This window comes from Marinobacter sp. C2H3 (assembly GCF_037080155.1).
Taxonomy (GTDB): Bacteria; Pseudomonadota; Gammaproteobacteria; order Pseudomonadales; family Oleiphilaceae; genus Marinobacter.
The window spans coordinates 443611-468866 of record NZ_JBBBNZ010000001.1 but is presented as its reverse complement, the minus strand read 5'-3'; the positions used below and the strand labels follow the sequence as shown (position 1 = coordinate 468866).

The window sequence follows — 25256 nt, the reverse complement described above, 5'->3', positions numbered from 1 at the left end:
CTGGTCCTCCTCCCGAATTAAGCCTGGTCTTCAAACCAGGGGGCACGCGCCGTCATGATCAACTGACCAGCACGCTCTTCATTCATACCGTCGATCTCGAGCAGGTCGTCCACAGACTGCTCCGCCAGGTCTTCCATGGTGCGCACACCCATCCCGGCCAGCTTGAACGCGAGCGCCCGGTCCATCCCGTCCATGCCCAGCAGGTCCTCCGCCGGTTCCGCGCCCTCAAGCGCTTCTTCGCTGGCAATGGCCTGGTTGAGCAGAACATCCTTGGCCCGACGGCGCAGCTCGGTCACGGTCTCTTCGTCGAAGCCATCGATCGCGAGCATTTCCTCCATTGGCACGTACGCCACTTCCTCAAGGGAGGTAAAGCCTTCCTCGATCAACACACCGGCCAGCTCTTCGTCCACATCCAGGTTGGCGGTGAAGTGCTCCAGCAGACGGCTATATTCCTGCTCCTGGCGCTCGCCGGCTTCTTCCTCGGTCATCACGTTCAGGGTCCAGCCGGTCAGCTCGGTGGCCAACCGGACGTTCTGTCCGTTCCGGCCGATCGCCTGCGCCAGATTGTCCTCGGCCACGGCGACGTCCATGGTGTGACGGTCTTCATCAATGACGATGGACGCCACTTCCGCCGGCGCCATGGCGTTGATCACCAGCTGCGCGGGGTTGTCGTCCCACAGCACAATGTCCACACGCTCACCGTTCAGCTCGTTGGACACGGCCTGAACGCGGGAGCCGCGCATGCCCACACAGGCGCCTACCGGATCAATGCGGCGGTCGTTGGTTTTTACCGCAATCTTGGCCCGGGAGCCCGGATCCCGGGCGGCGCCCCGGATCTCGATCAGCTCTTCGGCGATTTCCGGCACCTCAATGCGGAACAGTTCGATCAGCATCTCCGGTGCCGTGCGGCTCAGGATGAGCTGCGGACCGCGGTGATCGGTGCGGATTTCCAGCAGCAGTGACCGGACCCGGTCGCCCATGCGGAAGGTTTCGCGGGCAATCAGGTGTTCCCGGGGCAGCAACGCTTCGGCGTTGTTGCCCAGATCAACAATCACGTTATCCCGGGTCACTTTCTTGACCGTGCCGGACACCAGCTCACCCACGCGATCCCGGTAGCTGTCCACGATCTTCATGCGCTCGGCTTCGCGGACTTTCTGGAAGATGATCTGCTTGGCGGCCTGCGCGCCGATACGGCCGAACGCCACGGAGTCGATTTTTTCCTCGTACAGGTCGCCGGGTTTGAGATCCTTGCTGATCTCTTCGGCTTCCTGCAGGGTCAGCTCGGTCCCCAGCGCCGGCACCTGGTCGTTATCAACCACCAGCCAACGACGGAACGTCTCGTACTCTCCGGTACGGCGGTCGATGGCCACTCGGATATCCGCGTCTTCATCTTCGTAGCGCTTCTTGGCGGCAGTGGCCAGCGCCAGCTCCATCGCTTCAAAAATCACATCCTTCTCGACGCCTTTCTCGTTCGAGACGGATTCAACCACCAGCAAGATCTCTTTACTCATTGGATTGCCCTGCCCTGACATTCAACGGTGCGTCCCGGGACGCCCACAGTTCGATTCATTCAAATACGGGTACGATGCTCGCCTTCTCAATGCTGTCGAAGGGCAACAGGTATTCGTGATCGTCCACGACAACCACCACCTCGTCACCTTCAATGCCCTTGAGCAGGCCCTGGAATTTGCGGCGGCCCTCAAACGCCATACGCAGGCGAATCTGGACCTTGTGACCGGCGAACGCCGCATACTGCTCCAACCGAAACAGCGGGCGGTCCATACCGGGAGACGAGACTTCGAGGGTGTACTCCACCTGTATCGGGTCTTCGACGTCCATCACGCCGCTGACCTGACGACTGACCTTTTCGCAATCCTCGATGGAGATGCCGTTTTCGGCATCATCAATGTACAACCTCAGAAGGTTGTGCTGGCCCTGAGACCGATATTCAAGCCCCCAGAACTCATAACCGAGGCCTTCTACGACCGGCCGGAGCAGGTCTTCCAGTTGCTTAAGCTTGGCTGACAAAGCGTTGCCATCTCCCTAAACGGATGATTTACCGGCCCTACAAACAAAAAAAGGGCTGTTTGATCAGCCCTTTTTTATGCATCAGGGCCCGGATGCGCCAGGCCCCTTAATCAAAAAGCCCCTCGATTGGGGCCCTTTGTTGCAAGAACTCACAGGGCGGCTTACTGCCAATACCCTGCTGACAGACACCTGGCCTGCCAGGAAACCGGAGAAATACCCCGGTCCCAATATCCGCCGGAGTATAGAGACGCCGACGAATCTGGTCAAGGACTGACCAAAAAAAACGGCCTGGATATTCCAAGCCGTTTTTCTTCAATATGGTGCCCGGGGCCGGACTCGAACCGGCACGGCTTTCGCCACTACCCCCTCAAGATAGCGTGTCTACCAGTTTCACCACCCGGGCAACATTCTTTACTCCAGTGACGGTACGCCTGACGACTGTCCATCACTGGCTTCCCCAGCCTTTTCGTCCGCCGCGGCAGGCTGCGCGGAAGACGCATCGCTTTGCGACTCCGCGGCACCCTGCTCAGGGGCCTTCTCTTCCGCCGACTTGGCCGGCGAGGCCGGCTGCTCGACCACGGGGACGCCTGCCTGACCGGCCACTTCGGCCCGATCCTTGGCAAACACCGCCAGGGAAAAACTCGTTACAAAAAACACAATCGCAAGCACGGTAGTCACTCGGGTCAGGAAGCTGCCGCTGCCCTGGCTACCGAACACGGTCTGGGAAGCGCCGCCACCGAATGCCGCACCGGCATCCGCACCTTTGCCCTGCTGGATCAGCACAAGGCCAACCAGGCCGACAGCGACGACCACGTGCACGACAATGATCAGTGTTTCCAACCAACCCATAACAAAGCTCGCGTTAACTTAACCGTTGTCATCTGCCGGCAGTGACCGGCAAATGCTGACAAATTCTTCGGCGCTCAGTGAGGCCCCGCCAATCAGGCCACCGTCGATATCCGCCTCTGCGAAAAGCGCGGGCGCATTATCCGCTTTTACGCTGCCGCCGTAAAGCACTGAAACGTCATCGGCCGGCGCGCCGATCGCACCGAGCACCTGACGGATGCTTGCGTGCATGGCCTGCGCGTCCTCTGCAGTGGCCGTCTTGCCGGTACCGATCGCCCAGACCGGCTCATAAGCGACGACCACCCTCGCCCATTCATCCTGGGTGACATCGGCCAGCGCCGCCCGAACCTGACTGGCGACCACCGACTCGGCGTCGCCTGCGTCCCGCTGTGCCAGCGTCTCGCCGACGCAGACCATAACCACCAATCCGGCATCCAGTGCCTGGCGCACCTTCAGGGCCACCACCGCGTCGGTCTCACCGAAGTACTGGCGGCGCTCGGAGTGCCCGACCAGAGCATAATGGCATCCTGTATCGGCCGCCATGACAGCGGACAGATCACCGGTGTAGGCGCCTGCGCGCCACTGGCTAACGTTCTGCACGCCAACCTCAAGCTCTCCCCCGGCCGCCTTGAGAACGCCCGGTACGTAAAGAGCCGGCGGGAAAATCACGACGCTACCGGCGACTTCACCGCTCGCCACCGCCGCGCTGACAGCAGGCACGAGAGTCGTGACCAGGTCCATGGACCCGTTCATTTTCCAGTTTCCGGCAACAATCCTGCGGCGCATGACAGCTCCCAAGTCTCAGGGACGCCGAACTATACAGGAGCAAGCGGAGTCGGACAACCGGCCGTCCTCAGGGCGCCGACCGCTCCACCACCTCAGCCAGGGTGCGGGCAATGCGGGCAATCTGCTGCTCGTCCTGACCCTCTGCCATCACCCGGATAAGCGGTTCCGTGCCGGAGGCCCGCAACAGCACGCGGCCAGCACTGCCCATTTCGGACTCGGCCCGGGCTATGGCGTCGCACACATCCGCCCGGGTCAGCGGATCAAAACGCTCGCCCACCCGCACGTTGATCATGGTCTGCGGCAGCTTGCTCATGCCCCGGCGCAGCTCCGCCAGGGTTTTGCCAGACCGGTACACGGCCATCAGCACCTGGAGCGCAGAAACAATGCCGTCGCCGGTGCTGGTGCAGTCCCGGATCACCAGGTGGCCGGAACCTTCACCGCCCAGCACCCAGTCGTTGGCCAGCAGGCGCTCCATCACATAGCGGTCGCCCACCTTGGCCCGCTCGAAATCAATCCCAAGCTCCCTCAGGGCCAGCTCGACCCCCAGATTGGTCATCTGGGTGCCGACCACACCGCCCCGAAGCCGACCTTCGGCCTGGCGCTGTGAGGCAATGATGTACAGCAGTTCATCGCCATCCACCTCGGTGCCGTCGGCGTCGACCATCAGCACCCGGTCGCCGTCGCCGTCAAAGGCAATGCCAAGATCGGCATGGCGATCCATGACCGCCTGCCGGAGGCTGCCCAGATGGGTCGACCCGACCCCGAGATTGATATTCAGGCCGTCCGGATCGGCGCCAATGACCGTGACCTGCGCGCCCAGCTCTCGGAATACTTTCGGGGCGACGTGGTAGGTCGCGCCATGGGCGCAGTCCAGGACCACGTGCAGCCCTTCCATGGTGAATTCGTTGGGAACCGTGCTCTTGCAAAACTCAACGTACCGACCCGGGGCGTCGTCAATGCGGGACGCCTTACCCAGCTCCGCCGGCTCACAGACGGTCAGAGGCATGTCGAGCCAGCGCTCGATCTCCGCCTCCAGCGCGTCGTCCAGCTTGGTGCCCGCGGCGGAGAAGAACTTGATGCCGTTGTCTTCGTGGGGATTGTGGGACGCGCTGATCACAATGCCCGCCGCCGCCCGGAAGGTCCGGGTCAGGTAGGCAATGGCGGGCGTCGGCATCGGTCCGAGCAGGCGAACGTCAACGCCAGCGGCGGACAGACCCGCCTCGAGGGCCGATTCAAACATGTATCCAGACAGCCGGGTATCCTTGCCGATCAGCACCCGATTACGCTGACCTTCCTGCTTGAACGCCTGACCGGCGGCCCACCCCAGGCGGAGCATGAATTCCGGGGTAATCGGATACTCCCCCACCCGCCCGCGGATGCCGTCCGTGCCAAAATATTTTCTCTGAGTCATTTCGCCGCTCCTGTCATGGCGGCCACCACGCGGATGGCATCGACCGTTTCGCGGACGTCGTGCACCCGTACGATGCTCGCGCCCTTCATGGCGCATATTGTCGCGGCCGCGAGGCTGGCAGGCAACCGGTCAGCAACGTCCCGGCCGGTAATCGCGCCCAACATGGACTTTCGGGACAGGCCCACCAGTACCGGAAAGCCGAGGATTTGCAGCTGTTCCAGGCTGGCCAGCAGCGACAGGTTGTGTTCAAGGGTCTTGCCGAACCCGAACCCCGGGTCCACGATCAGGTGTTCCGGTCGAACGCCGGCGCGCTCTGCCACGGCCAGACGCTCCACCAGGAACCGGCTGACATCTCGCCGTACGTTCTGATAATCCGGGTTATCCTGCATGGTGTCCGGCTCGCCCTGAATGTGCATCACACATACCGGAATGCCGGCGGCGGCCGCCGCCTCCGGCGCTCCCGGCCGCTGAAGCGCGCGCACGTCGTTGATCAGGCCGGCACCGAGCCTGGCCGTTTCGGCCATGACCTCCGGGCTGCTGGTATCCACCGACACCACCACATCCAGCTCACGGGCGATGGCCTCCACCACCGGGCACACCCGGTCGAGTTCCTCCTGAGTCGACACGGGGCTGGCGCCGGGCCGGGTGGACTCACCGCCCACGTCAATAAACGCGGCACCGTCCGCCACCATCTGCCGAGCCCGGGCCAGCGCCGCATCCGGCGCATTGAAACGGCCACCGTCCGAGAAGGAGTCCGGCGTTACATTGACAATACCCATTACGTGGCACTTCGCCATATCCAGGGTTCGCCCGGCAAAAGTCATGGTCATAGGGAGTCCTGCTAGCATCGGGGGCCTAGCCCCAAAAAAAGAAACGCCGCCCGATGAACGGGCGGCGTTATTTTACCGCTGACGGCGCCAGCGCGGAACGCTCGGTGTGCCTTAGTGCTCGCCGGCCGGGCGACCGACGCCGGGCTGACGACCGTCGTCAGACGCTTTCGGCTCCGGCGCTTTCTCCGGCTCCACCTGGGCGCCGCCGGCCGGGCCACTACCACCCCAACCCTTGGGCGGGCGCGGCTCCCGGCCTTCCATGATGTCGTCGATCTGGTACCGATCGATGGTCTCGTACTTCATCAACGCTTCAGCCATCATGTCCAGCTTGTCCCGATTATCCACCAGGATCTGCTTGGCGGTGGCGTAGCACTCGTCGATGATGTTGCGGACTTCTTCATCAATGCGCTGTGCTGTCTCCGGCGAGTACACCGTGTGTGACTGGCCGGCGGAGCGGCCCAGGAACGGCTCTTCGCTGTCGGTGTCGTACTGCAGCGGCCCGAGTTTTTCGGACAGGCCCCACCGGGTCACCATATTCCGGGCAATGCTGGTGGCGCGCTCGATATCGTTGGAGGCACCCGTGGTGACCCCTTCAAAGCCCAGGGTCAGCTCCTCGGCGATACGACCACCGAACAGGCTGCAGATGGAGCTGACCAGGTACCGCTTGGAGTGACTGTACTTGTCCTCCTCCGGGAGGAACATGGTCACACCCAGGGCTCGCCCACGGGGGATGATACTGACCTTGTACACCGGGTCGTGTTCCGGCACCAGGCGGCCGACAATCGCATGGCCGGACTCGTGGTACGCGGTGTTCCGCTTTTCCTTCTCGCTCATCACCATGGACTTGCGCTCGGCGCCCATCATGATCTTGTCCTTGGCGAGCTCCAGCTCTTCCATGGACACCAGGCGCTGGTTACGACGGGCCGCGAACAACGCCGCCTCGTTCACCAGGTTGGCGAGATCGGCGCCGGAAAAGCCCGGGGTACCGCGGGCGATGACCGCCGGATCGATGCCCTCGGCCAGCGGCACCTTCTTCATGTGCACTTTCAGGATCTGCTCACGGCCGATGATGTCCGGCAGGCTGACCACCACCTGGCGGTCAAACCGGCCCGGGCGCAGCAGGGCCGGGTCCAGCACGTCCGGACGGTTGGTGGCAGCGATGACGATCACGCCCTCATTGCCTTCAAAACCGTCCATTTCGACCAGCAGCTGGTTCAGGGTTTGCTCGCGCTCATCGTGACCGCCGCCCATGCCGGCACCCCGATGACGGCCAACCGCGTCGATCTCGTCAATAAAGATAATGCAGGGGCTCTGCTTCTTGGCCTGCTCGAACATGTCGCGCACGCGGGATGCGCCCACGCCGACGAACATTTCCACGAAATCGGAGCCAGAGATGGAGAAGAACGGCACCTTGGCTTCGCCGGCAATGGCCTTGGCGAGCAGGGTCTTACCGGTACCCGGGGGACCCACCATCAATACACCTCGGGGAATCCGGCCGCCAAGGCGCTGGAACTTGCTGGGATCCCGCAGGAAATCCACCAGTTCCTTCACATCTTCCTTGGCCTCATCAACGCCGGCCACGTCCGCAAAGGTGGTCTTGATCTGGTCCTCGCTCATCAGGCGTGCTTTGCTCTTGCCGAACGACATGGGGCCTTTGCCACCACCGCCGCCCTGCATCTGGCGCATGAAGAACACGAACAACGCGATGATGATCAGGATCGGGAAAGCCGCCACGAGAAGCTGAGTCCACAGGCTCTGACGCTCCGGCTCCTTGCCAATCACCTCAACCTTGTTGGCCAGCAGGTCGTCCATCAGCTTGTTATCGGCCACCTGCGGCCGGATGGTGCGGAACTGCGAGCCATCACCCCGGGTCCCCTGGATATCCAGCCCGTCGATCACGACCTTGTCCACCTGGCCCTGCTGGACCATCTGAACAAACTGGGAATAGTTGATTTGCTGCCCGGTGGTGTTCGAGGGGAAATTCTGAAACACCATCAGCAGGACCGCGGCTATGATTAGCCAGAGAACCAGATTTTTAGCCATATCGTTCAAGGATCATCACCTGTGAATTGAAGGACCCGTTTGCCAACGTACCCTTTTCGACACCTTACACCATTTGTACGGCGGACCACCATAAACGGCCCATCCGCAACGCCCGCAGCCCGCGCGCCTTCAGGCGCCCTTGAAGCCCTTGCCTACCAGGTACACTTCCCGTGAACGCGCCCTGGAGGAATCCGGCTTACGGCTGAGAACCGTCTGAAAACTGTCCCGCATATCCGACATCAGGGCGTCAAACCCTTCCCCCTGGAACACCTTGGCGGCAAACGTGCCGCCGGGCCGGAGGACCCGGCGTGCCATATCAAGCGCCAGCTCCACCAATCCCATGGCGCGGGGAATGTCGACCGCGGCCATACCACTCATATTGGGTGCCATATCTGAAATTACAACGTCCGCCTGTCGATCACCGAGCGCCGCGAGCAGTTGCTCAAATACCTCGTCCTCGGTGAAGTCCCCCTGGATAAAGTCGACCCCGGCGATCGCGTCCATGGGCAGGATGTCGCTGGCAATGACCACGCCCTGGTCACCGACCCGCCCCACCGCCACCTGGGACCAGCCGCCCGGTGCGGCGCCCAGATCGACCACCAGTTGCCCGGGGCGGAACAGACGGTCCTTCCGGTCCAGCTCAATCAACTTGTAGCTGGCCCGGGAGCGATAGCCATCCTGCCGGGACTTTTTGACCCAGGCGTCATCGAAATGTTCCTTCAGCCAGCGATCGCTGGACTTGGAGCGCGCCAAAACTGCCTCCTGATTAGGGGTGTGAACGCCGGTCCGGATACGGGTTAGCAGCCATACGCTGGCATCGGCGTTCTGTTACACTTGCGCCATTATACGTCGCCGCCGGTGCAGCCACCGCCGGCCTTTTGTTTATGGCACTGATTAAGAGATTGCATCATGAGTTTGTCACCGGAACAACGCCGGACCTACCGGGGCATTGCCCACAACCTCAAGCCCGTCATTATTGTGGGTGACAAAGGGCTCACCGAGGGCCTCCAGGGCGAACTGGACCGCGCCCTGAACGACCATGAGCTGATCAAGATCAAGATCGCCAGCACCGATCGTGACGTGCGCCAGGAAGCCATTCAGGCCCTGTGCGAAAGCACCGGCGCCGAACTGGTCCAGACCATCGGCAAGATCGCCGTGATCCTGCGCCGGGCCAAGCAGCCAAACCCGAAGCTGTCCAACCTGTCCCGTCATCAGCAGTAAACGCCGCCGAATGACGAAAGCTGGGGTCAGATGAAAATGGGGTCAGATGAAGCGTTCATCTGACCCCATTTTCATCTGACCCCGAACGAACCAGCCCCGGCGAACCGGGGCGCGGCGCACCTCAGATGTATTCCACCTGAGCGATTTCGTACTCGACGGTACCGGAAGGAACCCGGATAGCGACCACATCGCCTTCATCCTTGCCCACCAAAGCCCGGGCAATCGGGGATGAGATGGACAGCTTGCCTTCCTTGATGTCCGCCTCATCTTCGCCCACGATCTGGTAGGACACTTCTTCGTCCGTATCCATGTTGATCAGATGCACCGTGGTGCCGAAAATCACCTTGCCGGTGTTCTCCATGGTGGTCACGTCGATCACCTGGGCGGCGGACAGCTTGCCTTCGATTTCCTGAATCCGGCCTTCAATAAAGCTCTGCTGCTCCCGGGCCGCGTGGTACTCGGCGTTTTCCTTCAGGTCACCGTGTTCGCGGGCCTCGGCGATGGAGGCAATCACCCGGGGGCGGTCCTCGGATTTCAATTTTTTCAGTTCTTCGCGCAGACGGGCTTCGCCCGCCTTGGTCATGGGAACTCGATCTGCCATGGTGTCACTTTCCTGCGTGGAGATCCTGGAGACGACGAACGGTACGCTCCGGGCCAAACTTGATGGCCCGGCAGAAAGCTTCGCCGCCTGCCAGAGTGGTTGTGTAGGTCACCTTGCCCTGCAGCGCCGACTGGCGGATCTGCGCCGAGTCGGAAATCGCCTTGCGGCCTTCGGTGGTGTTAATGATCAGTTGCACCTTGCCGTTCTTGATGGCGTCGACAATGTGCGGCCGGCCTTCCCGGACCTTGTTGACGGAATCGACCTCCAGGCCAGCCTCTTTCAGCGCCTTGGCGGTACCGGTGGTGGCGATGATGCGGAAACCGGCCTCCACCAGGTCACGGGCCACTTTGGCGGCACCCGGCTTGTCGACATCACGAACGGACATGAACGCCGTTCCCTGTGCCGGTAAACGTTCACCCACCGCCAGCGCAGCCTTGGCAAAGGCTTCATCAAAGCTGTCACCCAGGCCCATGACCTCGCCGGTGGATTTCATCTCCGGCCCCAGGATCGGGTCCACCGCCGGGAATTTGTTGAACGGGAAGACCGATTCCTTCACCGCGTAGTAGGTCGGTACGATCTCCTGGGTGAAGTTCAGTTCCTTCAGGCTCTTGCCGGACATCACCCGGGCCGCCACCGCCGCCAGGGACGCGCCAATGGCCTTGGACACGAACGGCACCGTCCGGGAGGCCCGCGGGTTCACTTCGATCACGTAGATCTCGCCGTCCTGATACGCCAGCTGCACGTTCATCAGGCCGATCACGTCCAGCTCGATGGCCATCTTGCGCACCGCCTCGCGCATGTCGTCCTGCACCTGCGGGGACAGGGTGTACGGCGGCAGCGAACAGGCGGAATCGCCGGAATGCACGCCGGCCTGCTCAATGTGCTGCATGATGCCACCAATCACCACGTCGGTGCCGTCGGAGATGGCGTCGATGTCCACCTCGATGGCGGCGTTCAGGAAGTGGTCCAGCAGCACCGGGCTATCGTTGGAGACCAGTACGGCGTTGCGCATGTAGCGCACCAGCTCTTCCTCGTCGTAGACGATTTCCATGGCCCGGCCGCCCAGCACGTAGGACGGGCGAACCACCAGCGGGTAGCCGATTTCCCGGGCCGCCAGGATGCCTTCCTCGTGGCTGCGCACGGTGGCGTTTTCCGGCTGCTTCAGGCCCAGGCGGGTGATCATCTGCTGGAACCGCTCGCGGTCCTCGGCGCGGTCGATGGCATCCGGGCTGGTGCCGATGATGGGCACGCCGGCTGCTTCCAGGCCACGGGCCAGCTTCAGCGGGGTCTGGCCGCCGTATTGCACGATCACGCCCTTGGGCTTCTCGACGTGGATGATTTCCAGCACGTCTTCCAGGGTGATTGGCTCGAAGTACAACCGGTCGGAGGTATCGTAGTCGGTGGACACGGTCTCCGGGTTGCAGTTGATCATGATGGTTTCGTAGCCATCCTCACGCATGGCCAGGGCCGCGTGCACACAGCAGTAGTCGAATTCGATGCCCTGCCCGATCCGGTTGGGGCCGCCACCGATGACCACGATCTTCTCGCGGTCGGAGGCGTCGGCCTCGCACTCTTCCTCGTAGGTGGAGTACATGTAGGCGGTGTCGGAGGCAAACTCGGCGGCGCAGGTGTCCACGCGCTTGTACACCGGACGGATGCCCAGGTCGTGGCGCAGCTTGCGCAGGCTCACCTCGGAGATGCCCAGCAGCTTGGCCAATCGCGCGTCGGAGAAGCCCTTGCGCTTGAGGCGGAACAGGGTGGCCTGGTCGATATCGGCCTTGCCGGCGCTCTTGAGGGCCTGTTCCTCTTTGATCAGGTCTTCGATCTGCACCAGGTACCAGGGGTCCACCTTGGTGTGGCGGAACACGTCCTCGACGGTGAGGCCGGCGCGGAAGGCGTCGCCGATGTACCAGACGCGGTCGGCGCCGGGCACGTTCAGTTCCCGGGTCAGGGTTTCCTGGGCGTTTTCCGAAGTCAGTTCCTCCAGCTTCTCATCAAAGCCTTCGGAGCCCACCTCCAGGCCGCGCAGGGCTTTCTGCAGGGATTCCTGGAAGGTACGGCCGATAGCCATGACCTCGCCCACGGATTTCATCTGGGTGGTCAGGCGGGCGTCGGCCTGGGGGAACTTCTCGAAGGTGAACCGGGGGATCTTGGTGACCACGTAGTCGATGGACGGTTCGAACGAGGCCGGGGTGACGCCGCCGGTGATTTCGTTGCGCAGTTCATCGAGGGTGTAGCCCACCGCCAGCTTGGCGGCGACCTTGGCGATCGGGAAGCCGGTGGCCTTGGAGGCCAGGGCCGAGGAGCGGGACACTCGGGGGTTCATCTCGATGACCACCATGCGGCCGTTGTCCGGGTTGATGCCGAACTGGACGTTGGAGCCGCCGGTTTCCACGCCGATCTCGCGCAGGACCGCCAGGGAGGCGTCCCGCATGATCTGGTATTCCTTGTCGGTGAGGGTCTGGGCCGGGGCGACGGTGATGGAGTCGCCGGTGTGCACGCCCATGGCGTCGAAGTTCTCGATGGCGCAGACGATGATGCAGTTGTCGTTTTTGTCCCGGACAACTTCCATCTCGTACTCTTTCCAGCCGATCAGGGACTCGTCGATCAGCAGTTCGTTGGTCGGTGACAGGTCCAGGCCCCGGGTGCAGATCTCTTCGAACTCGTCCCGGTTGTAGGCGATACCACCGCCGGAGCCGCCCATGGTAAAGGACGGGCGGATGATGCAGGGGAAGCCGATGTCGTCGGCGACTTTCCAGGCCTCTTCCATGGAATGGGCGATGGTGGCCCGGGGGCACTCCAGGCCGATCTTCTTCATGGCCTTGTCAAAGCGGTCCCGGTCTTCAGCCTTGTCGATGGTGTCGGCGTTGGCGCCAATCATCTCAACGCCGTGCTTCTCCAGCACCCCGTGGCGCTCCAGGTCCAGCGCGCAGTTCAGGGCGGTCTGGCCGCCCATGGTGGGCAGCAGCGCGTCCGGCTGCTCCTTCTCGATGATCTTCTCCACCGTCTTCCAGGTGATCGGCTCGATGTAGGTGGCATCGGCCATCGCCGGGTCGGTCATGATGGTGGCCGGGTTGGAGTTCACCAGGATCACCCGGTAGCCCTCTTCCCTCAGCGCCTTGCAGGCCTGGGCCCCGGAGTAGTCGAATTCGCACGCCTGCCCGATCACAATCGGGCCTGCGCCCAGGATCAGGATGCTCTTGATGTCGGTACGTTTTGGCATGTCTCGGTAAACCTGTCAGCAATCTTTGAATTCTGGCAGCGCAAAACGCGGCGCCGGCACGGGTTCCGTGGTGCGCCGCCTCAGGCGGAGCGCGCGTCCATCAGGCGGATGAACTCGTCAAACAGGGGCGCCACGTCGCGGGGGCCCGGGCTGGCTTCCGGGTGACCCTGGAAGCTGTAAGCCGCCTTGTCGGTGCGGCGAATACCCTGGAGCGTGCCATCGAACAGGGACTTGTGGGTGGCCTGGAGATTGGCCGGAAGGCTGCTCTCATCCACCGCAAAACCGTGGTTCTGGCTGGTGATCATCACCGTTCCGGTCGCGAGGTCCTGGACCGGGTGATTGGCGCCGTGGTGGCCGTGGCCCATTTTCATGGTCTTGGCACCGCTGGCCAGCGCCAGGAGTTGGTGACCGAGGCAGATGCCGAACACCGGCACGTCGGTTTCGAGGATGTCCTGGATGGCCTTGATGGCGTAATCACAGGGCTCGGGGTCGCCGGGGCCGTTGGAGAGGAAGACGCCGTCCGGGTTCATGGCCAGCACGTCCGCTGCCGGGGTCTGCGCCGGCACCACGGTGATGTCACAGCCGCGGGCCGCGAGCATGCGCAGGATGTTGTACTTTACGCCGTAATCGTAGGCCACCACCTTGAAGCGGGGCGCGTCCTGGGTGCCGTAGCCCTCGCCCAGGGTCCACTCGCTCTGGTTCCAGGTATAGGCATTCTCACAGGTGACCACTTTGGCTAGGTCCATGCCCTTGAGGCCCGGAAAGGCCCGGGCCAGTTCCAGAGCGCGCTCGGCGGTGGCGTTTTCACCGGCGACGATGGCGCCATTCTGGGAGCCCTTGTCCCGGAGGATGCGGGTGAGCCGGCGGGTGTCGATGTCAGCGATGCCCACGATGTTGCTGTTCCGCAGGTAGTCGTCCAGCCGTCCTTCGCTGCGCCAGCTGCTCGCCATCAGCGGCAGGTCGCGGATGATCAGACCCGCGGCCTGGATGCGATCCGATTCAATGTCTTCGCGGTTGACGCCGGTATTGCCGATGTGGGGGTAAGTCAGGGTAACGATCTGGCGGGAGTAGGACGGGTCGGTCAGGATTTCCTGGTAGCCGGTCATGGCGGTGTTGAACACCACTTCACCGCTGGTCTCCCCGTCAGCGCCTATGGAGGTTCCGTAAAAGAGACTTCCGTCTGCGAGTGCAAGGATGGCTGGTGTGCTCAAGGCTTGTATCCTCATCGAGTGGCGGTGAGTTCGTCACGAACAGGAACGCAAGCGCAATGTCAGGTTGCAAAAAAGCGAGACGGGGTTAAAACCCGGTCCCGCTTTTTTCAGAACTTTTCGTAGGTACGCTTGGTGCAGTCAAATCGCCTTATTGTAAGAAATATGGCAGTGACTGTCCATCTGAAATCCGGTGATTGCCGTAGGACGGCGAAGGAACAGGGCGTCTTTTCGGGAAACGCTACAAGCACGTCCGTGTGCGCTTGGCTCAGGCCATCCCTGGCCTTCGACACTCCCGAAAAGACGCCCTGCTCCTTCGCCTCCGGGTAGCCTCGGCTTCACTCTTCCGGTTTGGCGTTAAGAACCCGGACCGGGCGACTTCCTCAGAAAGGCGTGCCACCTTATATAGACTTGCAGGCGGCCCGCCCTTACTTCAGTCCAAGCACATCCTGCATGTCATAAAGCCCGGCCGGCTTGTTCTCCAGCCACAGGGCCGCCCGCATGGCGCCCTTGGCGAAGGTCATGCGGCTGCTGGCCTTGTGGGTGATTTCGATGCGTTCGCCTTCGGTGGCAAACAGGACGGTGTGATCACCCACCACGTCACCGGCGCGAATGGTTTCGAAGCCGATTTCCTTGCGGGTGCGCTCGCCGGTGAAGCCTTCGCGGCCATACACGGCACACTCTTTGAGATCGCGTCCGAGGGCGTCGGCGACCACTTCGCCCATGCGAAGAGCGGTGCCAGACGGAGCGTCCTTTTTGTGCCGGTGGTGGGCTTCGATGATTTCCACATCGTAGTCGTCACCCAGGGTTGCTGCAGCCGTGCGCAACAAATTGAGCACCACGTTCACGCCCACGCTCATGTTGGGGGCAAACATGATGGGCACGGACTCGGCGGCCTGGGCCAACTGTTGTTTTTCCGCGTCGGTCATACCGGTGGTGCCCACCACCAGGCGCTTGCCGTGTTCGGCACAGAAGGCGGCGTTTTCCAGGGTCAGGTCCGGAAAGGTGAAATCGACCAGCACGTCAAAGGCGTCTTTCACCTGCGCCAGGCTGTCCACCAGGCGAACACCGGTACGGCCGATGCCGACCAGCTCACCGGCATCGCTGCCCACCAGGCTGCTGCCCGGCTCCACAATGGCGGCGCCCAGCTCCAGGCCTTCGGTGCCGTCGACGGCCTCAATCAATACCTTGCCCATGCGCCCGGCGGCGCCGATGATGGCTACTTTCATGTGCGATATCCTCGTCAGCCGGTCGTCGGGCGTCAACACCCGCTACAGACGCTCCGTTAGAACTTCATTTCGTCGAAAAAGCTTTTCACACCCTCAAACCACGAGGTCTTCTTGGGCGCATGCTGGTTGCCATTGCTATCGTCCAGCGTCTTCTGGAACTCTTCAAGCAGCTCCTTCTGGCGCTTGGTCAGGTTAACCGGCGTTTCCAGAATCACACGGCACAACAGATCGCCGGCCGGGCCACCGCGGACCGGACTAACGCCCTTGTTGCGCAGGCGGAACAGGCGGCCGGTCTGGGTTTCGGGCGGAATCTTGAGCTTAACCCGACCGTCCAGCGTCGGCACTTCCAACTCGCCGCCGAGGCTGGCGTCGACGATGCTGATGGGCACTTCGCAGTAGAGATTACGGCCATCACGGGTGAAGATCGAGTGTTCGCGCACCGCTATCTGGACGTACAGGTCGCCGGACGGTCCGCCGTCCACGCCCATTTCGCCCTCACCGGACAGGCGAATGCGATCACCGGTATCCACGCCTGGCGGCACTTTCACCGAGAGGGTCTTTTCCTCACGCACCCGGCCCTGGCCGTGGCACACCTTGCACGGATCCTTGATGATCTGGCCGGCACCGCGACAGGTCGGGCAGGTCTGCTGAACCGCAAAGAAACCCTGCTGCATGCGCACCTGACCAACACCCCGGCAGGTACCACAGGTCTCGACGCCGGAGCCTTTGGTGGCGCCGCTGCCGTCGCAGGCTTCACATTCCTTGTGGCCCGGAATGGTGATTTTAACGGTCTTGCCCTTAACGGCTTCCTCAAGATCCAGCTCGAGGGTGTAGCGCAGATCGGCGCCGCGGGTATTGCGACCCCGGCCGCCGCCACCGCCGAAGATGTCGCCGAACACGTCTCCGAAGATGTCGGAGAAGCTGGCACCGCCGCCACCGAAACCGCCGCCGGCCTGGCCATCAACGCCGGCGTGTCCGAACTGGTCGTAGGCGGCGCGCTTGTTGGCGTCTGCCAGCACTTCGTAGGCTTCGCTGGCCTCCTTGAACTTGTTCTCGGCGTCCGTGTCGTCCGGGTTGCGGTCCGGATGGTATTTCATCGCGAGCTTCCGATACGCCCGCTTGATGTCCTTGTCGTCCGCGTCCCGGGAAACCCCGAGGACTTCGTAATAATCACGCTTGGCCATGCTGAAAAACCCTGTTTTTATAACGCGGAAAACGCGGGGCTGCCCCCGCGTTTTCCAACTGCCTGATGGTCCTCGGTTTTACTTCTTGTCGTCCTTGACTTCCTCGAACTCGGCGTCCACCGCGTCGTCGGCGGACTGGGACTGGCTGGCGCCGTCAGCGGCACCGGCCTGACCCTGTTGCGAACCCTGCTCGGCGTACATTTTCTGCGCGAGTTCAGAGGACACCTCAGTCAGCTTCTGGGTCTTGGCCTCAATGTCGTCCTTGTCAGAGCCGGCCAGCGCGTCTTCGAGGTCCTTGATGGCGGACTCGATGCTGTCCTTCTCGCTGTCGCTGACCTTGTCGCCGGCCTCTTTCAGGGTCTTGCGAACGGCGTGCACCATCGCATCACCCTGGTTACGGGCCTGCACCAGCTCTTCGAACTTGCGATCCTCGTCGGCGTTGGCCTCGGCGTCGCGCACCATCTTCTCGATCTCGTCATCGTTCAGGCCGGAAGAGGCCTTGATGACGATGGACTGCTCCTTACCGGTGGCCTTGTCTTTGGCCGACACGTTCAGGATGCCGTTGGCGTCGATGTCAAAGGTGACCTCAATCTGCGGCACTCCGCGCGGCGCCGGCGGAATGTCCGCCAGATCGAACCGGCCCAGGGACTTGTTCTGGGCGGCCTGCTTGCGCTCGCCCTGCACCACGTGGATGGTCACGGCGGTCTGGTTGTCATCCGCGGTGGAGAAGGTCTGCGACTTCTTGGTCGGGATGGTCGTGTTCTTCTCGATCAGCGGGGTGGCCACGCCGCCCATGGTTTCGATACCCAGGGTCAGCGGGGTCACGTCCAGCAGCAGAACGTCTTTCACATCACCAGACAGCACGGCAGCCTGAATAGCAGCGCCCATGGCCACCGCCTCGTCCGGGTTGACGTCCTTGCGCGGCTCTTTGCCAAAGAACGCCTTCACCTTTTCCTGCACCATCGGCATGCGGGTCTGGCCGCCCACCAGGATAACCTCATCGATCTCGGCCGCCTTCATGCCGGCGTCCTGCAGGGCCACTTTGCACGGCTCCAGGCTGCGCTGGACCAGGTCTTCCACCAGGGATTCCAGCTTGGCGCGGGTCAGCTTCACGTTCATGTGCTTGGGACCGGACGCGTCGGCCGTAATGTACGGCAGGTTCACGTCGGTCTGCTGGCTGCTGGACAGCTCAATCTTCGCCTTCTCAGCCGCTTCCTTCAAACGCTGCATGGCCAGGGAATCGCCCCGCAGGTCGATGCCGCTGTCCTTCTTGAACTGGTCCGCGAGGTACTCGATGATTTTCAGGTCGAAGTCCTCGCCGCCCAGGAAGGTGTCGCCGTTGGTGGCCAGCACTTCAAACTGGTGCTCACCGTCCACGTCAGCGATCTCGATGATGGACAAATCGAAGGTACCACCACCCAGGTCGTAGACGGCCACGGTGCGGTCGCCGCTGCGCTTGTCCAGGCCGTAGGCCAGGGCCGCGGCGGTCGGCTCGTTGATAATCCGCTTCACTTCCAGGCCGGCGATCTTGCCGGCGTCCTTGGTGGCCTGGCGCTGGCTGTCGTTGAAGTAGGCCGGCACGGTGATCACCGCCTCGGTGACCTTCTCACCCAGGTAGTCTTCCGCGGTCTTCTTCATTTTCTTGAGCACTTCGGCGGACACCTGCGGCGGCGCCATCTTCTTGCCCTTCACCTCAACCCAGGCGTCACCGTTGTCCGCCTTGGTGATCTTGTAGGGCACCATCTTGATGTCTTTCTGGACCACGTCGTCTTCGAAGCGGCGGCCAATCAGACGCTTGATGGCGTACAGGGTGTTGGACGGGTTGGTGACCGCCTGGCGCTTGGCAGACTGGCCAACCAGGGTTTCGCCGTCTTCGGTGTACGCGATGATGGACGGGGTGGTGCGATCACCCTCTGCGTTCTCGATAACCTTGACCTTGTCGCCATCCATGATGGCCACACAGGAGTTGGTGGTGCCGAGGTCGATACCGATAATCTTGCTCATTGAATCACTCCAGATGTCGTCAATGCGTTTGCGGAACCTGACCGCTTCTCGCTAATTACTGGCTATATTGGCGCGCTCGCCGACTTTTCAAGCCTGCTCGTCGATTTTGGGGGCCTCACCGGCCTTGGCCACAACCACCATGGCGGGACGGACCACGCGGCCGTTCAGCAGGTAGCCTTTCTGAACAACGGCCACTACGCTGTTGGGCTCGGCGTCCGGCGCCGGCACCATGGACATGGCCTCATGCTGCTGCGGATCAAACGGCTCGCCCACCGGGTTCAGCTGTTCAACGTTGAATTTCTTCAGACTGTTCATCATCAGCCCCAGGGTCATTTCCACGCCCTCGTGGATAGACGCCACGACATCCCCGGCGTCCTGATGGCCCTGGGCGGCTTCAACAGCCTTCTCCAGGCTGTCCGCCACCGGCAGCAGCTCCTTGACGAACTTTTCCAGCGCAAACTTGTGCGCCTTTTCCACGTCAATCTCGGACCGGCGCCGCACGTTCTGCATTTCCGCCTGGGCCCGCAGCGCCTGGTCCTGCAGCTCCTGCACCTGCGCCCGAAGTTGATCGACTTCGGACCCGCCGTCAGCGTCGGAACCGGCCTCGGGCGCATCGCCCTGGACGGCGTCATTCAGTTCGTCTACCTGCTCGTTGCGTTTTTCGTCAGCGCTCATGAGGACTCCTGCTCAATCTTGGAACGGCCCACCTCGGGCCGAGGGATAGATTGCGCGGCCGGAACCGCGACAAAACCGGAATTTCGATGGGATATGGGGCTGCTGCGCGGGGTTTCAACCATTGCTGGCGGAGATCTGTGAAGAAATTCACCAATGGTGGTTTGCAAAGGCGAAAAACACTGTATATATTCCCATATACTGTATACCCAGACAGTGGTTGTGACGGCACATTTCCTGGAGCGGAGGTCTACCATGCTCACTCAGCTGACGGTTTCCAACTACGCCATTGCCGAACGTGTGGAGCTGCAATTCACACAGGGCATGACCGCCCTGACCGGGGAGACCGGCGCCGGCAAATCCATTGTGCTGGACGCCCTCGGGCTGGCAATGGGGGACCGGGCGGATGCCGGTGCCGTCCGCCACGGCGCCAAGCGGGCCGACATCACCGCCAGTTTTGACATTGCCCGCATTCCTGCCGCCCGCGCCTGGCTGGAAGCCCAAGAGCTGGACGACCGCAACGACTGCATTCTGCGGCGCACCATCAGCCGGGACGGTCGCTCCAAGGCGTTCATCAACGGCCAGCCCTGCCCCCTGTCCCAGCTTCGGGAACTCGGCGGTCTGCTGATGGACATCCACAGCCAGCATCAGCACCAGTCCCTGTTGAGAAAGGATACCCATCGCACCCTGCTGGATGAATTTGCCGGCGTTGAGGCACTGGCGGAAGACACCCGGGTGGCCTGGAAAGCGTGGCATCAAGCCCGACAAAAGCTGGCACAGCGCCAGCAAAACGCTGACGAAGCCGAAGCTCGCCTGCAACTGCTGCGCTATCAGGTGGAAGAGCTGGATCGGCTGGCCCTTGAGCCAGGCGAACAGGAGACGCTGGAACAGGAGCAGGCCCAGCTCAGCCAGGCGGACTCGGTCCTGCACAGCAGCCATCAGGCCGCCATGCTCTGCACCGAGGACGACACCAGCGCCGCGCAGCTGGTGCGCCAGGCGCTGCACCAACTGGAGCAGTTGCCCGTGGAGGTACCGGCACTGGCCGACAGCATTCAGATGCTGAACGAAGCCTGCATCCAGATCACCGAGGCCGGCGACAACCTGCGCCGGTTCGTGGAGGACTACGAGGCCGATCCCGCCCGACTGGCGGAGGTGGAAGAGCGCCTGAGCGCCATTTTCCAGATGGCGCGCAAGCACCGGATACCTCCCGAGGAACTGCCGGAGTTGCATCAGCGGCTGAGCGCGGAACTGGCGGAACTCGATGGCGGCGCTGGCAGCCTGGAACAACTGGAGGCCGAGCTGGACAGCGTCCGTGACCGCTACGACACCCTTGCGACGGAGCTGTCTGGCGCCCGGGAGAAAGCCGCCGTGGCCCTGGACGAGCGGGTGGCCCGAGAGCTGGCGCAACTGAGCATGCCCACCATGCAGTTTGTTACCCACCTGGGCCGTTCGTCCGACGCGGAACCGTCACCCCATGGCCATGAAGACATTGAGTTCCTGGTCAGCGCCAACCCGGGCCAGCCGGCGCGGCCGCTGGCGAAAGTCGCTTCCGGTGGCGAGCTGTCCCGCATCAGCCTCGCCATTCAAGTGGTCGTCGCCCAGACCTCCACCACCCCCACCCTGGTGTTCGATGAAGTGGACGTGGGCATTGGCGGCGGTACCGCGGAAGTGGTGGGCCGCCTTCTCCGCGCCCTGGGGGAGAACGGCCAGGTATTGTGCGTTACCCACCTGCCGCAGGTGGCGGCGCAGTGTCACCAACACCTGTTCGTCAGCAAATTTACCCAGCAGGATGCCACCTTCTCCCGCATTGAAACGTTGGACGATCAGGGCCGGATTGATGAGGTGGCGCGCATGCTGGGCGGCGTGGACATGACGGAGCAAACCCTGGCCCACGCCCGGGAAATGTTCCTCAAGGGCCAGGCCACCCATCACTGAGCGGCCGCAGGGAACACTGGGAACGGGCTGTACACAAAATCGGTAGACACTTCAGGAGGGGCGGCGGCTCCGGGCAAACCGGGCCGCCAGAGCGGGACGGCAGTCAGCCCTTGTTGGCAGGTTTCACGTACAGAATCAGGCTGTGGTCCACCAGTTCAAAACCGTGTTCTTCGGCAATCTTGCGCTGACGCTCCTCGATGACCTCATCAACAAACTCCACCACTTCACCGGTCTGGGTACACACCATATGATCGTGGTGGTCGTCGCCGGCCATCTCAAAGACCGCGTGACCGCCCTCAAAATTGTGCCGAAGCACCAGGCCGGCGGCTTCAAACTGGGTCAGCACCCGGTAGACGGTTGCCAGACCCACGTCATCGCCCTGCTCAAGGAGCTTCTTGTAAACGTCTTCCGCACTCAGGTGATGCTCGTTGGCATTCTCCAGAATGTTGAAGATCTTTACCCGTGGCAAGGTAACCTTGAGCCCGACTTTTCGTAATTCGGCGTTTTCAGATGACATGTTACTATTCGCTCTTTGGTGTGCCTCGCGGCTTCGGTATAGTGGGCCGCAATATCAGGGTCTAACCGTCTCATGCCTGCCCTCGGCAGGCGAATTCAAGATAGAGGATTTCCCCCGGTGATGCAAAAGCTCCCAACGCTCCCACTCGCCTTCCTGCTGGCCTTTCTGCTGTCTGGCTGCATCTTCCCGGGTGTCTACAAAATCAACGTTCAGCAGGGCAATATCGTGACCGACGAGGAGCTGACCTCCCTGAAGGAGGGCATGCCCCGAAGCCAGGTTCACGCCCTGCTCGGCACGCCACTGCTGATCAACCCGGTAGACCCGTCCCGGGAGTACTACACCTACACGTTCCAGCGCAGCGGCGGCGAGATCAAGGAGCAGCGCATCATCGTGTATTACGATGGTGACCAGTTCGCCAGCTATGAAGCCCAACTGATGGACGACACGCCAGCCTACTGACGACGACTCAGCGGGGCGCCGCCCCGGGCACGATTCAGCCGCGCCTGCTTCGGATCGATGTTGAGCGGGCGGTATATTTCCACGCGATCTCCAGCCCGCAAAACTTCCGCTGCCGGGTCTTTCAGCACCCGGCTGAAGATGCCCATATCGCTCTGGTCCAGATCAATCTCCGGAAAACGGTCGACAATGCCGGACCGGCGCGCCGCCTCCAGCGCCGTGGTGCCCTCCGGCACCGTCAGCGACAGGATCTCCTGGCGATCCGGCCGCGCATAGGCGACTTCGATATCAATCCCGGCCGTCACGCCCATGGCCGAAGTCCCCTCAGGGCCGCGCCCTGCAGAAGAACCGCCACGGGTCACCCCGGCACGCCCTGATACACATCATCCGCGCGACGGCAGAAGGCATCCACCATGGTGTTGGCGGCCTGGCTAAACACGGTACCAAACGCCATCCGGGACAGGGACCCGGAAAACTCGAATTCCAGGCTCAGGATCACCTTGCAGGCACTGTCGCTCAACGCCTTGAAATGCCACTGCCCCTTCAGATTCCGGAACGGCCCGTCCACCAGGTTCATTTCAATCCCTTCCGGGTTGTTCAGACGGTTGCGGGTCGTCAGCCGGTGGCGCACGCCGCCCTTGGCGATTTCCAGGGACGCCGTAATCTGTTCACCGTCCTGTTCCAGTACTTCGGCACCCGCGCACCAGGGAAGGAATTCGGGGTAACGGGCAACGTCGTTGACGAGGTGAAACATACGTTCAACGGAATGCATCACCAGCGCGCTTTTATCGATCTGATGGGCCATGGGCTCCGAGGGTCCTGCGTTAACGGATTCTGTCAGCCCCTATGATAAAGGAAGTCGCCGCCATTCGGGGCATTTTCCCGCACCTGCGCCACCGCCGGCTGACGTTGTTCGCACCAGGGGCTGCTCCCACCCGCCGTGCACAACCCGGACATGGCGTACTCCAGATACAGCACGCCGACCACCGCCACCAGGAGGGGCAGCACCGTACGCAGCAGGTAATACCAGATACGCGCCACCGGTGCCGGCGTCTCACCGGTCAGCTCAATCGCCATATGCCGGTAAAGCCGCCGACCAATAAAGAACGCCAGCAGCGAGGCCACCAGAGGAATGATAATCCCGGCCGTCACGAACTCGAGCCAGCGGAACGCCGTCGCGCCGGCCCAGCGGTAGTCGGACCAGAGGTTGAATGATAACAGCGACGCCAGCCCCGCCACCCAGGCCAGGACGCCCACCAGCAGGGCAGACAGCCCACGGGGTGCACCGGTCCATTCCCGGAACCAGCCAACCACCGGCTCCATCAGGGCAAGCGAGGAGGTCCACACCACCAGCACCACCATGAGGAAGGTCACCGCCATCAGAAACTGGCTGTAGGGAAACTGACCCAGGCTGACCGGCAAGGTAATGAACAGCAGCTCGAAACCCCGACCGCCGTAGGTGGGGTCTGCGGGCGCCATGGCGTACATCATCAATCCGGCCAGCACCGCCACCAGCGCATCCACCAGAACCACCGCAATCAGCGACCGTTTGAAGCGGGTATGGGCCGTGCTGTAGGCGCCCAGTATTGTCCATACCCCCATCCCGAGACCGAGTGTGAACACCGCCTGAAACAGCGCCGCGCGAACTCCGGTCCAATCCAGATCCTCCAGGCGCCACCCCAACAGCCGCCCGACGGATTCGGACAGGTGCCCCCGCACAGCCGCCAGGGCAAACAGCGCCAGAAGCAGAAGCAATAAACCCGGAACGAGCGTGCGAACCGCCCGCTCCAGCCCCTTGACCACGCCCTGCATGGACACGCCGACCACCAGAAACAAAAAGAACGCATGCCACGCGACAAAAACGCGGTAGTTGCCCGGGTCCGCCACCAGGGCGGCCAGGACACGGCCGGCGCCGGCCTCATCCACGCCCGAAAGGCGGCCAATGGCGCCCTGAAACACGTAGGCCACGGCAATGGCCCCGAACACCGCCGAATAGGACAACACCAGAAACGCCGCCACGATCGCCAACCGACCCACATACATCCAGCCCCGGGAACAGCCCGCCCGGCGGATCAGCCCGTCCAGCGCCAGCACCAGACCATGACGGCTCTGCCGGCCCAGGCCGCTCTCAGCGACCATCAGGGGGAGCGTGATCACCAACAGGCACACCAGGTACACCACCAGAAACGCGGCGCCGCCGTGTAGGCTGGCCAGGTAAGGAAACTGCCACAGGTTCGACAGGCCCACCGTGGCGCCAACAGCGGCCCAGAAAAAGGTGGATTTTCTGGTAAACGACCCAATAGAAGTGTGGTACGGCGTCAGCATGCGGCATCCCGGACGAAACTGGCCTGACATTGTAGCCCATAGGCACAAGCCCGCACCCCTGCGCCTGTCTTACCACCGGCGAATTCGTGACCGGTCCGGCACTCCTGGGCTACAATGCCCGTTTTGCCGGCGCGCCCGTCACCCGCCGCGCGGCCCTTCACCATTGAACGTCCGACTCCGGATCCCTGATTCATGAGCAAGAAAAAACCCGGAACCCCCAGCAGCACCATCGCCCTGAACAAAAAGGCGAAACACGAGTACGCCATCGAGGATCGCTTCGAGGCGGGCCTGGCCCTGCTTGGCTGGGAAGTGAAATCCCTGCGCGCCGGCAAGGCCCAACTGGTGGACGCCTACGTGCTGCTCAAGAACGGCGAAGCCTGGCTGCTGGGCGCCCACATTACGCCCCTGTCCACCGCCTCTACCCACGTGATCGCGGACCCGACCCGAACCCGCAAGCTGCTGCTGCACAAGAAAGAGATTGCCAAGATCCTCGGCAAGGTGAACCAGGCGGGCCACACCTGTATCCCGCTGGCGCTGTACTGGAAAAAGAACAAGGTGAAGTGCGAGATTGCCCTGGCCAAGGGCAAGAAGGAGTTCGACAAGCGCGCCACCGAGAAGGAACGCGACTGGAACCGCCAGAAGCAGCGCATCATGCGGGAAGCCAACCAGTAGCCAGCCAGCAGTCCGGCCACCGCGACGGCCGGCACCATAAGTACATTTCCACGCCACCGGCCTTG

Annotated in this window: 23 protein-coding genes and 1 tRNA gene; 4 read left to right on the top strand and 20 right to left on the bottom strand. The window is 62.5% G+C overall.

Annotated features, from left to right (window positions below):
- Window positions 1-17 precede the first annotated feature (17 nt).
- The 9 genes from nusA to rlmE all read right to left on the bottom strand — a co-directional run bounded on the left by nusA (window position 18) and on the right by rlmE (window position 8697).
- Entirely contained in the window at window positions 18-1511 is a 1494-nt protein-coding gene (gene nusA, locus V3388_RS02070) for a transcription termination factor NusA (protein ID WP_336365856.1), read from the bottom strand.
- 55 nt (window positions 1512-1566) lie between these two features.
- A complete protein-coding gene (gene rimP, locus V3388_RS02065) occupies window positions 1567-2028 on the bottom strand; it encodes a ribosome maturation factor RimP (RefSeq protein ID WP_336365855.1) in 462 nt (153 codons plus the stop codon).
- 318 nt (window positions 2029-2346) lie between these two features.
- Window positions 2347-2431 (bottom strand) — tRNA-Leu (locus tag V3388_RS02060).
- A gap of 8 nt (window positions 2432-2439) precedes the next feature.
- A complete protein-coding gene (gene secG / locus V3388_RS02055; protein ID WP_336365854.1) occupies window positions 2440-2877 on the bottom strand; it encodes a preprotein translocase subunit SecG in 438 nt (145 codons plus the stop codon).
- Window positions 2878-2895: 18 nt separating this feature from the next.
- Window positions 2896-3660 (bottom strand): triose-phosphate isomerase, encoded by a 765-nt coding sequence (gene tpiA / locus V3388_RS02050; protein WP_336365853.1) that lies wholly within the window; start codon window positions 3658-3660, stop codon window positions 2896-2898.
- Window positions 3661-3727: 67 nt separating this feature from the next.
- The gene (gene glmM, locus V3388_RS02045; protein WP_336365852.1) at window positions 3728-5071 is read right to left on the bottom strand and encodes a phosphoglucosamine mutase; all 1344 of its coding nucleotides are present in this window, start codon (window positions 5069-5071) and stop codon (window positions 3728-3730) included.
- Window positions 5068-5901, bottom strand: coding sequence for a dihydropteroate synthase (gene folP, locus V3388_RS02040; protein WP_336365851.1), 834 nt, complete (start codon window positions 5899-5901; stop codon window positions 5068-5070). The genes glmM and folP overlap by 4 nt, the downstream gene beginning before the upstream one ends.
- A gap of 111 nt (window positions 5902-6012) precedes the next feature.
- Entirely contained in the window at window positions 6013-7953 is a 1941-nt protein-coding gene (gene ftsH, locus V3388_RS02035) for an ATP-dependent zinc metalloprotease FtsH (protein ID WP_336365850.1), read from the bottom strand.
- Window positions 7954-8073: 120 nt separating this feature from the next.
- Window positions 8074-8697, bottom strand: coding sequence for a 23S rRNA (uridine(2552)-2'-O)-methyltransferase RlmE (gene rlmE / locus V3388_RS02030; RefSeq protein ID WP_336365849.1), 624 nt, complete (start codon window positions 8695-8697; stop codon window positions 8074-8076).
- 156 nt (window positions 8698-8853) lie between these two features.
- On the opposite strand from rlmE, the gene V3388_RS02025 reads away from it, so the two are divergent.
- Window positions 8854-9165, top strand: a complete 312-nt coding sequence (locus V3388_RS02025) for a YhbY family RNA-binding protein (RefSeq protein WP_336365848.1) — start codon at window positions 8854-8856, stop codon at window positions 9163-9165.
- Window positions 9166-9286: 121 nt separating this feature from the next.
- On the opposite strand, the gene greA is transcribed toward V3388_RS02025, so the two are convergent.
- From greA to grpE, 7 genes are all read right to left on the bottom strand, one after another.
- Window positions 9287-9766 carry a transcription elongation factor GreA gene (gene greA, locus V3388_RS02020; protein ID WP_336365847.1) on the bottom strand — a complete coding sequence of 160 codons (480 nt, stop codon included), beginning with the start codon at window positions 9764-9766 and terminating at the stop codon, window positions 9287-9289.
- Between the two features lie 4 nt (window positions 9767-9770).
- A complete protein-coding gene (gene carB, locus V3388_RS02015) occupies window positions 9771-12989 on the bottom strand; it encodes a carbamoyl-phosphate synthase large subunit (protein WP_336365846.1) in 3219 nt (1072 codons plus the stop codon).
- 80 nt (window positions 12990-13069) lie between these two features.
- Window positions 13070-14200 carry a glutamine-hydrolyzing carbamoyl-phosphate synthase small subunit gene (gene carA / locus V3388_RS02010; protein ID WP_336365845.1) on the bottom strand — a complete coding sequence of 377 codons (1131 nt, stop codon included), beginning with the start codon at window positions 14198-14200 and terminating at the stop codon, window positions 13070-13072.
- A 425-nt stretch (window positions 14201-14625) separates the two neighbouring features.
- The gene (gene dapB, locus V3388_RS02005; RefSeq protein WP_336365844.1) at window positions 14626-15426 is read right to left on the bottom strand and encodes a 4-hydroxy-tetrahydrodipicolinate reductase; all 801 of its coding nucleotides are present in this window, start codon (window positions 15424-15426) and stop codon (window positions 14626-14628) included.
- Window positions 15427-15482: 56 nt separating this feature from the next.
- Window positions 15483-16610 (bottom strand): molecular chaperone DnaJ, encoded by a 1128-nt coding sequence (gene dnaJ, locus V3388_RS02000; protein ID WP_336365843.1) that lies wholly within the window; start codon window positions 16608-16610, stop codon window positions 15483-15485.
- A gap of 78 nt (window positions 16611-16688) precedes the next feature.
- Entirely contained in the window at window positions 16689-18614 is a 1926-nt protein-coding gene (dnaK, locus tag V3388_RS01995; RefSeq protein ID WP_336365842.1) for a molecular chaperone DnaK, read from the bottom strand.
- 87 nt (window positions 18615-18701) lie between these two features.
- A complete protein-coding gene (grpE, locus tag V3388_RS01990) occupies window positions 18702-19289 on the bottom strand; it encodes a nucleotide exchange factor GrpE (RefSeq protein ID WP_336365841.1) in 588 nt (195 codons plus the stop codon).
- 252 nt (window positions 19290-19541) lie between these two features.
- Between grpE and recN the strand changes: the two genes are divergently transcribed.
- Window positions 19542-21221: a DNA repair protein RecN gene (gene recN, locus V3388_RS01985; protein WP_336365840.1), complete on the top strand. Its 1680-nt coding sequence runs from the start codon at window positions 19542-19544 to the stop codon at window positions 21219-21221.
- Window positions 21222-21324: 103 nt separating this feature from the next.
- Here recN and fur read toward each other — a convergent pair whose 3' ends face one another.
- Window positions 21325-21738 (bottom strand): ferric iron uptake transcriptional regulator, encoded by a 414-nt coding sequence (gene fur, locus V3388_RS01980; protein ID WP_336365839.1) that lies wholly within the window; start codon window positions 21736-21738, stop codon window positions 21325-21327.
- 120 nt (window positions 21739-21858) lie between these two features.
- On the opposite strand from fur, the gene V3388_RS01975 reads away from it, so the two are divergent.
- Window positions 21859-22197, top strand: coding sequence for an outer membrane protein assembly factor BamE (locus V3388_RS01975; protein WP_336365838.1), 339 nt, complete (start codon window positions 21859-21861; stop codon window positions 22195-22197).
- Here V3388_RS01975 and V3388_RS01970 read toward each other — a convergent pair.
- Genes V3388_RS01970 through V3388_RS01960 form a run of 3 tightly spaced genes read right to left on the bottom strand, consistent with a single transcriptional unit; the run spans window position 22191 to window position 24519 of the window.
- Entirely contained in the window at window positions 22191-22505 is a 315-nt protein-coding gene (locus V3388_RS01970; RefSeq protein WP_336365837.1) for an RnfH family protein, read from the bottom strand. The genes V3388_RS01975 and V3388_RS01970 overlap by 7 nt on opposite strands.
- A gap of 47 nt (window positions 22506-22552) precedes the next feature.
- Window positions 22553-22999, bottom strand: a complete 447-nt coding sequence (locus V3388_RS01965; RefSeq protein ID WP_336365836.1) for a type II toxin-antitoxin system RatA family toxin — start codon at window positions 22997-22999, stop codon at window positions 22553-22555.
- Between the two features lie 32 nt (window positions 23000-23031).
- Window positions 23032-24519, bottom strand: coding sequence for a sodium-dependent transporter (locus tag V3388_RS01960; RefSeq protein WP_336365835.1), 1488 nt, complete (start codon window positions 24517-24519; stop codon window positions 23032-23034).
- A gap of 192 nt (window positions 24520-24711) precedes the next feature.
- Between V3388_RS01960 and smpB the strand changes: the two genes are divergently transcribed.
- Window positions 24712-25191, top strand: a complete 480-nt coding sequence (gene smpB / locus V3388_RS01955) for an SsrA-binding protein SmpB (protein ID WP_336365834.1) — start codon at window positions 24712-24714, stop codon at window positions 25189-25191.
- Window positions 25192-25256 lie beyond the last annotated feature (65 nt).

What these genes read in the sequence shown, in the direction of transcription:
- nusA (WP_336365856.1), bottom strand. Translation starts at nt 1,511, where the DNA reads ATGAGTAAAGAGATCTTGCTGGTGGTTGAATCCGTCTCGAACGAGAAA.
- secG (WP_336365854.1), bottom strand. Translation starts at nt 2,877, where the DNA reads ATGGGTTGGTTGGAAACACTGATCATTGTCGTGCACGTGGTCGTCGCT.
- tpiA (WP_336365853.1), bottom strand. Translation starts at nt 3,660, where the DNA reads ATGCGCCGCAGGATTGTTGCCGGAAACTGGAAAATGAACGGGTCCATG.
- glmM (WP_336365852.1), bottom strand. Translation starts at nt 5,071, where the DNA reads ATGACTCAGAGAAAATATTTTGGCACGGACGGCATCCGCGGGCGGGTG.
- folP (WP_336365851.1), bottom strand. Translation starts at nt 5,901, where the DNA reads ATGACCATGACTTTTGCCGGGCGAACCCTGGATATGGCGAAGTGCCAC.
- V3388_RS02025 (WP_336365848.1), top strand. Translation starts at nt 8,854, where the DNA reads ATGAGTTTGTCACCGGAACAACGCCGGACCTACCGGGGCATTGCCCAC.
- greA (WP_336365847.1), bottom strand. Translation starts at nt 9,766, where the DNA reads ATGGCAGATCGAGTTCCCATGACCAAGGCGGGCGAAGCCCGTCTGCGC.
- carB (WP_336365846.1), bottom strand. Translation starts at nt 12,989, where the DNA reads ATGCCAAAACGTACCGACATCAAGAGCATCCTGATCCTGGGCGCAGGC.
- dapB (WP_336365844.1), bottom strand. Translation starts at nt 15,426, where the DNA reads ATGAAAGTAGCCATCATCGGCGCCGCCGGGCGCATGGGCAAGGTATTG.
- dnaJ (WP_336365843.1), bottom strand. Translation starts at nt 16,610, where the DNA reads ATGGCCAAGCGTGATTATTACGAAGTCCTCGGGGTTTCCCGGGACGCG.
- dnaK (WP_336365842.1), bottom strand. Translation starts at nt 18,614, where the DNA reads ATGAGCAAGATTATCGGTATCGACCTCGGCACCACCAACTCCTGTGTG.
- grpE (WP_336365841.1), bottom strand. Translation starts at nt 19,289, where the DNA reads ATGAGCGCTGACGAAAAACGCAACGAGCAGGTAGACGAACTGAATGAC.
- recN (WP_336365840.1), top strand. Translation starts at nt 19,542, where the DNA reads ATGCTCACTCAGCTGACGGTTTCCAACTACGCCATTGCCGAACGTGTG.
- fur (WP_336365839.1), bottom strand. Translation starts at nt 21,738, where the DNA reads ATGTCATCTGAAAACGCCGAATTACGAAAAGTCGGGCTCAAGGTTACC.
- V3388_RS01975 (WP_336365838.1), top strand. Translation starts at nt 21,859, where the DNA reads ATGCAAAAGCTCCCAACGCTCCCACTCGCCTTCCTGCTGGCCTTTCTG.
- V3388_RS01970 (WP_336365837.1), bottom strand. Translation starts at nt 22,505, where the DNA reads ATGGGCGTGACGGCCGGGATTGATATCGAAGTCGCCTATGCGCGGCCG.
- V3388_RS01965 (WP_336365836.1), bottom strand. Translation starts at nt 22,999, where the DNA reads ATGGCCCATCAGATCGATAAAAGCGCGCTGGTGATGCATTCCGTTGAA.
- V3388_RS01960 (WP_336365835.1), bottom strand. Translation starts at nt 24,519, where the DNA reads ATGCTGACGCCGTACCACACTTCTATTGGGTCGTTTACCAGAAAATCC.
- smpB (WP_336365834.1), top strand. Translation starts at nt 24,712, where the DNA reads ATGAGCAAGAAAAAACCCGGAACCCCCAGCAGCACCATCGCCCTGAAC.